General features: G+C 46.2%; 7 protein-coding genes. 3 read left to right on the forward strand and 4 right to left on the reverse strand.

The window, feature by feature from the left end:
• Positions 1-276: 276 nt before the first annotated feature.
• Complete coding sequence (locus KDK13_RS15280) at positions 277-2,559, forward strand: hypothetical protein (protein ID WP_257285838.1); 2,283 nt, start codon at positions 277-279, stop codon at positions 2,557-2,559.
• An 11-nt stretch (positions 2,560-2,570) separates the two neighbouring features.
• Here the strand turns inward: KDK13_RS15280 and KDK13_RS15285 are convergent, their stop codons facing one another.
• Both KDK13_RS15285 and KDK13_RS15290 read right to left on the reverse strand, forming a co-directional pair.
• A complete protein-coding gene (locus KDK13_RS15285) occupies positions 2,571-4,013 on the reverse strand; it encodes a TrkH family potassium uptake protein (protein ID WP_257285839.1) in 1,443 nt (480 codons plus the stop codon).
• A gap of 176 nt (positions 4,014-4,189) precedes the next feature.
• Positions 4,190-5,167: an MDR family oxidoreductase gene (locus KDK13_RS15290; protein ID WP_257285840.1), complete on the reverse strand. Its 978-nt coding sequence runs from the start codon at positions 5,165-5,167 to the stop codon at positions 4,190-4,192.
• Positions 5,168-5,307: 140 nt separating this feature from the next.
• Here KDK13_RS15290 and KDK13_RS15295 point away from each other — a divergent pair, with 140 nt between their 5' ends.
• Both KDK13_RS15295 and KDK13_RS15300 read left to right on the forward strand, forming a co-directional pair.
• Entirely contained in the window at positions 5,308-5,913 is a 606-nt protein-coding gene (locus KDK13_RS15295) for a hypothetical protein (RefSeq protein WP_257285841.1), read from the forward strand.
• Between the two features lie 166 nt (positions 5,914-6,079).
• Entirely contained in the window at positions 6,080-7,087 is a 1,008-nt protein-coding gene (locus tag KDK13_RS15300; protein WP_257285842.1) for a hypothetical protein, read from the forward strand.
• 12 nt (positions 7,088-7,099) lie between these two features.
• On the opposite strand, the gene KDK13_RS15305 is transcribed toward KDK13_RS15300, so the two are convergent.
• The gene (locus tag KDK13_RS15305) at positions 7,100-7,336 is read right to left on the reverse strand and encodes an ankyrin repeat domain-containing protein (protein ID WP_257285843.1); all 237 of its coding nucleotides are present in this window, start codon (positions 7,334-7,336) and stop codon (positions 7,100-7,102) included.
• A 57-nt stretch (positions 7,337-7,393) separates the two neighbouring features.
• Entirely contained in the window at positions 7,394-7,558 is a 165-nt protein-coding gene (locus KDK13_RS15310) for a hypothetical protein (protein WP_257285844.1), read from the reverse strand.
• Between the last annotated feature and the right edge of the window lie 129 nt (positions 7,559-7,687).

A 7,687-nucleotide genomic window follows, 5' to 3' on the forward strand; every position in this document is an offset into this window, starting at 1 on the left:
CAGTAGGTATGAGATATACCAGCAATCTCAGCCACGTTTGTGGCACTCCAATACACCGTTTACACGGCGCACTTATATCACCGCCTGCGCGGCCCGGCCCGATTAGGCGATGCTTTACGACGGGTTTGGTAAGGGGGTGTTTTTCTGGGAACTTTTTACCAATTTTAATGTCCATCTCTGTCGTTACTTACCTGGAATAAACCCGGAAACTCGTCATTGATTTTGAACATGTTGTTGTGCTCAGTTGGTTATGAGTGAATGCTTTAATGAATTATTATGATCTCCTCAGAATATAAATTATTTCTTTCTGAATGTGCACCCTCCGATACCAAGCTTAAGAAGTCTGAAACTCCTGACGCTCTTTTACCAGGAAATCGGGTGCCAGATCAGGCTACTGCGTCTGATAGCCTCTCACAACGCACTGTAGAACCAAAACCCACCGATAATTACATCGGTTCTTCAGGCTTTAGTTCTGTTTTTTTTGACGCCAGGTCTCAGGAATATCTTTACCTGGTAAAAGCCATTCGTGTTATGGAAAAAGGTCCAGCATTTAATGATGAAAAACTTGGTCCTATTTCCAGGAAAAGAATGACCATTTCTCAATTAAGAAAAATGAAGAATGAATTAATTGTTGGAAATTGTGAAAAGTTACTAAAGCTGGAGCATATTTCAGATAAAATATCTTCCGATGTAAGTGATGTTAAAAAAGAAATAAGGCAGCAAGATGTTACCAGTCTTCTTGAGATACTGTCTGATTTTTACAGTTCCAATTATTTTATAAAATGTATGTATTTTATTTTACATAAAGTGATACGTGATAATTGTCATGCAACGAACATGGTATTAGCCGATGCCATAAGGCATGATTGTGGTGAAATTATTGAATTAATCTATAGGATTGTACTTAGCAGGGGTGATATAGAAGTTGTATCAGGGTTTAAACAATGGTATTTGATTTGGGATATGTATTATGTTTTTAATGTCGTCGGCTGCTGCCATAACTCAGATGGCAGTTTTACTTGTTCATCATACTTCAGTCCTGAGCTACCGGTAAAACTGGCGTTGAAAAGTTTTGGAAATTTGCAGAATTTTGCTGAACGGAAAAAAGAATTTCTGGAGATGAACATTGATCGTGGGAATTATGATAAATTAAAAATACAGGATTTACATTTCAGTCTGCTGGCAGGAAAAGATGTCAACGTGGAAATGGTGATTTCCCATGTAGAAAATGGTTGTCGGAGATTTCAGTTTCTGGACTTGGCTGATATGAATAATTTTACCGAGTATCTTGGGCTGTTGCAGTTTTTACATAGCGCAACCGTTTCTGTATTGGAAAGATCAGTTCAGGATGCGCGAAGATTGCTTGAGTATTACCAGTGCTTTTCCTATATACAGCCTTCTTCAGGCGTATTGAAACAATATATGCAGGCCAGGTGCCATGAAAAATCAGGTGCTATTTATGAAGCAGGCATTATTTACCAGTCCTTGGTCAGTGGAGAGTATCAAATTCCAGTATTCGAGGAATTGATAGCCTGTTTGGAAAAGCTCGGTGATAGCAACGCGGTTGTTAAGGCCTGTATGAGCGCTGCTGATTATTATTGGGATAAAGGTATTAAATGGCGGGAGGAGTATTATGAACACAAGGCTGCCGGAAATATGCTTTTCATGGCAAGTGTTGATGATAGTAGGGGCGTTGATCAATCGACAGGTCAAGATGAGATTGAAGTCTGCCCTGTTGGGCCTGATGTAGAACCTGAACCTGATGCTGAACCGCAAGCCAGAGCCGCCTCTGGTAAAAACTATAAAGGTAAAAGAAAAAATAAAGCTAGACGGGAGATGGGAAATCATAAACCTTTTGGTCGTCATACAGGAAAAACAGAATCTGCTCAATCCTGTTCAACTGATCGATCTTGCTCAGCAGGAAAAGTAAAAAAAGACACCAGTCATGTGCTGCCTTCATTGGTTAAGACAACTGATTCTTCAAAACCTGTCAACGGGAAGAGTGAGCGGAATTACTGGAGAGAATTGAATGACCTGTTTCTGGATTATTATCACCTTCCTCACAAATACCGGGATGATGTCGAAATCCTCTCCCGGGAAGCCTGTCAATTTTTTCCAAATGATATATGGATTCTTCACTCTGCTGGTTGGGGATTTCATCTTATTGGTGAAGAAAAAAAAGCCGCTGAACTGCTATTAAAAGGTCTGCGTCAGTATCTGGATAACCAATACCCTGAGATTAAAAGCTTTATACCGGTTAATGTCGATGGCAATTTTGAACCTGGTCTGGACAGGCTTAAGGCACATCCCGGGATTACCCCCGGATCATCCGCAGGCCTCAATGTTGCCGCTTATTTAAGCTCCCTGGCGTATGTGTATCGTAATCTTAATAAACATTATGATGTGCAGATGCGTTCTTTTGCCAATTGGTTAAACCCTTCCAGGGAAGTCCGCAAAAATGATAAACAACGGTTACCTTTCACATCAAAGGTGAGTGTGATTCCTGCAGACGTTGATCAGATGATAAGAAAGCTTATGGCTTTTGGTCATGGCTGTTGATCGGGAATGGCTCAGCCCTTCCAGAAAGCAGGCGTAAAAATCACCAGAACCGTAATCACCTCAAGCCTGCCAAGTAGCATACCGACACTTAAGATCCATTTAGCGGCATCAGGTAGCGAACTGAAGTTCCCTGCAGGGCCAATGACAGTTCCCAGTCCGGGACCAACATTGGCAACGGCTGTTGTGGCTCCGGTAATGCTGGTGATGGGGTCGAGATCGCAGAGGGACAACAAGAGGCTCATTAAGCCAATAAGCAAAATGAAGAAGAAACTGAAACCGATTAACGAACGGAGTATCTCACTGCTGATTTGCTGGCCATTATAGGTTTGTACAAAACAGGCCCTGGGGTGCACCAGTTGTTTTAACTGGATGTTCAGAAGCTTGCCGCCTATTTGAAACCGGAAAATCTTGATGCCCCCCGCTGTTGACCCCGAACAACCTCCCACCGATAACAGGAAGAAAAACATAAGGTTGGAAAAACCTCCCCACAGGGTATAGTCGCCGTAGGCAAAGCCGGTGGTGGTGATGGTTGACGTGGTATTAAACGAGACAAGGGTCAGTGATTGCAGAAAAGTGTAGTCTGAGTGGCAGCGTAACCAGATGCCCAGAACCAGCCAGACGACCAGAAGAAAACCGGTAAAGGTCTGTACCTGGGTATCTTCATACAAGGAGTTAACTTCGCCCCGCATGCATCGAACAAACAGAACAAAGGGCAGGCTGGCAAGAATCATGAAAACCGTGCTGGTCCAGATGATGAACGGGTTTTTAAACAGCCCCATGGAGGCATCGGACGTTGAGTATCCCCCGGTGGATACCGTGGTCATGGCATGGTTTATCGCTTCAAAACCGGTCATGCCTCCCAGGAAATAAAGGTACGCGCAGAGGACAGTCATGATCAGATAGACAGTAACGATACCCTTGGCAATGCTGCCTGAGCGGGGCATGGCTTTCTCGGACCAGTCGGAAGATTCACTCTGGAATAGCCTCATGCCACCGACCTTGAGAAATGGCAGAACGGCAACAGCCACCACAATAAAACCAATACCGCCAAACCATTGCAGCAGTGACCGCCAGATCAACACACTGGGGGCCATATGATCCAGGCCCGTCAATATGGTGGATCCGGTGGTGGTAATCCCCGACATGGTTTCAAAAAAGGCATCGGTGTAACTGATGGGGAGTTTGAACCAGAAGGGAAGCGCTGCAAAAGTGCATACTGTCAGCCAGCAGAGCGTGGTCAGTACAAAGACCTGCCTGGGTTTCATATTGAAGTGTTCTGGCTTGAAATTGAGGGTCAGGGCGCCCCCCGTAATAAGGGTAATGGCTGACGCGGCTACAAATTCCCAGATGTCAGGATCACCGGTCAGCAGGTCATAGATGACAGGAATCAGCATAAACTTGGCCATGGCGGTCAGGAACAGGCCAATCACATAGAGTACCGGACGGTGGGTCATTACTTTTCAATGGCAATGAATAAGAAATTACGTCTTGCTCCCCTGTTGTTTAACCCCCTGTGTCTTTTATCAAAGGTACAGGGGGCTGGGGGGCAGATGCTGTTGGGTAGTTGCGCCACGAGTCAGGAGCCTGACCGGCAGGCTCCCTGAAGAAAGTTTAGAAGCTGGAATGGGTATTACAACTTAATCAGTGTTCTGCCGGTGACTTGTCCATTGGTGATGGCCTCTGCCAGTTCGGGCACCCCATTCAGTTCAACTTCTTTGGCAGCGTCGTTGTAGTAGGACTCTGGCAGCAGTTCAGCAATCCGGTTCCATGCCTGCATCCGTTTTTCAAATGGGCACATGACCGAATCAACACCCAGCAGTTTTACGCCCCTCAGGATGAAAGGCATCACTGTGGTAGGCAGATCAAACCCACCGGCCAGACCGCAGGCGGCAACAGCCCCCTCATAATCAACCTGTGCCAGTACTTTGGCCAGAACCTTGCTGCCAACGGTGTCAATGGCACCTGCCCACAATTGTTTTTCCAGTGGCCGTGCGGGTTCAAGCAGCTCTGCACGATCAATAACCCGGTCAGCCCCGATGGACTTTAACCAGTCACTGTTTTCCGGGCGGCCAGAAGCAGCGACAACCTGATAACCCAGCTGATCCAGCAACGTAACGGCAACGCTGCCAACACCACCGCTGGCACCAGTGACCAGAATCTCACCTTTCTCCGGTGTAATACCGGCGTCTTCCAGTGCCATGACGCAAAGCATTGCCGTCAGGCCTGCAGTACCAATAATCATGGCCTTGCGGCTGTCCAACCCGGAAGGCATGGAAACCAGGTAGTCGGCAGGAACACTGGCTTTTTCGGCCATACCACCCCAGTGGTTCTCGCCAACACCCCAGCCGGTGAGGATAACGGAATCGCCGGGCTGGTACCGGTCATCGCTTGAGGAGAGTACCTGGCCAGCGTAGTCGATACCCGGCACCATTGGAAAATCACGGATGATTTTTCCCTTCCCGGTGATGGCCAGACCATCCTTGTAGTTCAGTGATGAATATTCAACAGCAACAGTGACATCCCCTGTTGGCAGAGTGGATTCATCCAGTTGTTCTATGGTGGCGACAGTGTTTTTGTCCTGTTGGTTCAGCACTAAAGCCTTGAACATAAGCGATAATCTCTTAAATAGGTTGAATCGTGAACTATACTCCTGCAACGAGCAGGCGGCGAGGATTGTTTTTCGTTGATTTCGCTTTGATAAGTGTCAATGGGAGAGATTGTTTTTTCTTTTTTCTTTTTTGGAGCGTCATGGATGCATTAAGAAGTTCGTTTCCCGGTTTCCCGTCTTTTGCTTCTGCTTCTTCTGCTGAAAGTAGCGGTGTCAGTCGTCATAAGGTGGTTCGGGTGAAGGTGCTTGTGGTTGGTGCTGGTCCTGTCGGTCTTTTTGCCATGCATCAACTGGAAGGGATGCAGATGCTCCATAACGAAAGGCTGTGTACTCATAAAACGTCGCCATCTAAACGCAAAGTGCTGGTTCATGATATGACCCCTGACGGTCATAATGCCAATGGCGCAAAAATGCTATCGGGGCAGAAATTTGCATCCCTGTATGATAAAGAGACTCGCAGCTATGAACCTTGTCTGGAATGGCATTTCAATGGAAGTGGTTTTTCTGCCTGTGACACAATCTATGAGGCATGGCAGAAAGGCATGAAAGTTATCCACCTGCTGCCTTCCAAAGTTAAAGAAGAAGCCGTAGGTGTTAAAAACCAGCCGGGTAAACGCGGAAAGCATCAGCTGATCCAGCATCTGAACCATAAACGGTCAGGGCGCCATTACACCGTGGCAGAGGCAATGGCGTGTCCTGAAAAATATCAGGTTAACCTGGCAAGATTCGATCTGTCTGAACTGTAAATATGATAAATTAAGTCGATCAGATACGAAGTAAAGTATTATCGGGTCGATGATCATGCCTACACAACCTGTAAGTCAAAATAATCATACGGCGAATGAAAGGCTGGGGAACGGGTCTGATCCTGACGGGTCCCAAAAGACTAAAGGCAAATATTCAGGCCGTAGTGTGGCATCCGATGAAGGTTTTGGTAGTCCGGGGCTTAGTCATCAAAAAGCTGAAACCGACCGTGCTGAATTAATCGATGATAAAATGCCACTGAATGATTCTTTCGGCAGGAATAACATAAAGCGGCTTGACTCAGGATTCGAAAGCAGCATATCTGATACAGAATTAAATGAGTCAATTGAGTTACTGTCACTTGATAGCATTGACTCCAGTGATTCAGATAGCTTTAGTGAGTGTGAGCCTGAAGAAAGTGACAGGTCCGGGGAGGATGGGAGTGACTCAGAAAGTGAGGGTGAGGATGATCAGTCGGTGACTTCCTTGATGCGCCGAAAAAATGCTTTAAGGTTCTCTGTCCTGTTAACAACCAGGGAAATCGAGCTGCTTAAACGCAAGGTACTAAGAAATGATGTTGACTATTTTGTGAAATGCTTTGATGAACTCAAGGGGGATTTTTTCCATACTGGCGATTACCTGGTTGAGCATATAGATGAGCTATACCTGAAACTACAAAAGCGATTTGTGAGATATTCGGAAGTCTCAATTCATGCAGGTCAGCTGGTTTTCTGGTGGAACTTGCTATGTAAAGAAGCGCAAGGCCATCTGCTTTGGTGTGAACGTGTTGAGTTGGAATTGTTATCGCCGGACTTTATTCAGAGTGTTGGTAAAAGAAAGAAACTTGAAAAAAGACGGTCCGTGTTGTTTAGAGAGTATCTGGATAAAGATAACAGTAAAACAAGGAATAAAGCCGTGAACGCTCAAAAGGAACTCGATAACTTCAAGTCAGCGTTCTATTTGCCTGAAGTTGAAAAAATGAAGCAAAGATTGTGTGAGATGTCAGCGGAAGAAAAAAGCCGACAAATACTCGGTAAGTGTTACCTGCAGCTCAGTGATGTCCTTCAGGGCAATGTCAGGAATATCGTTGGTGAAGTCGATAAGTGGAGCAGGAACCTGATGCTGAACCGGACCTTTCTGGAGTCCGGATTAACACCAGAAGATATTATCAGTTAGTGTGTAACGGGTTCATATTCGCTGATGACTGGAATTTTCGGGCTTTTTTCTGGACAAGGGGCTCGCGTCACAGGATCGAGCCCCCCCCCAGCCTTGACTGGCCGCATCAGCCAGCAGCTGCTGGCAATGGGTATTGCCTGCTTCTATGGCCAGGTGCAGCGGTGTCTTGCCAGTGTTATCGGTCTCATTGATATCCATTCCCCGGCCAGACGCTCCAACGGCACTGCCGGTTTCCTGAAGAACGGACATTGACAACAGTTTCGTGCTGCAATTTCATGTTCACGGCCCGGCCTGCATTTCAGGATTTCAGCAATGCACACCAGGTAAACGGTTCGCCCGCAGCAATTTGACCTGACTACGCCCGTCAAAATCACCGGTTGCCGAAGCATCAATGGTATCTGTAGCCATTTCCGGGTCTGCTGGAGCGGTTTGCTGTGAGCAGTACAGGGAACATGGACTGATAGTGTTCATGGTGGTTTTTCCTGACTTTTCAGTTATCAGCAGCATAAAAAAGATGAATTTGAGAAATTTTTATGAGCGTCTAGCCCGGATATTTCATAAACTGCCCCGTATCTCGCGCACGACCACATGGATGTGGGA

The sequence above is a fragment of the Endozoicomonas sp. SESOKO1 genome, from assembly GCF_024606265.1.
Lineage (GTDB): Bacteria > Pseudomonadota > Gammaproteobacteria > Pseudomonadales > Endozoicomonadaceae > Endozoicomonas.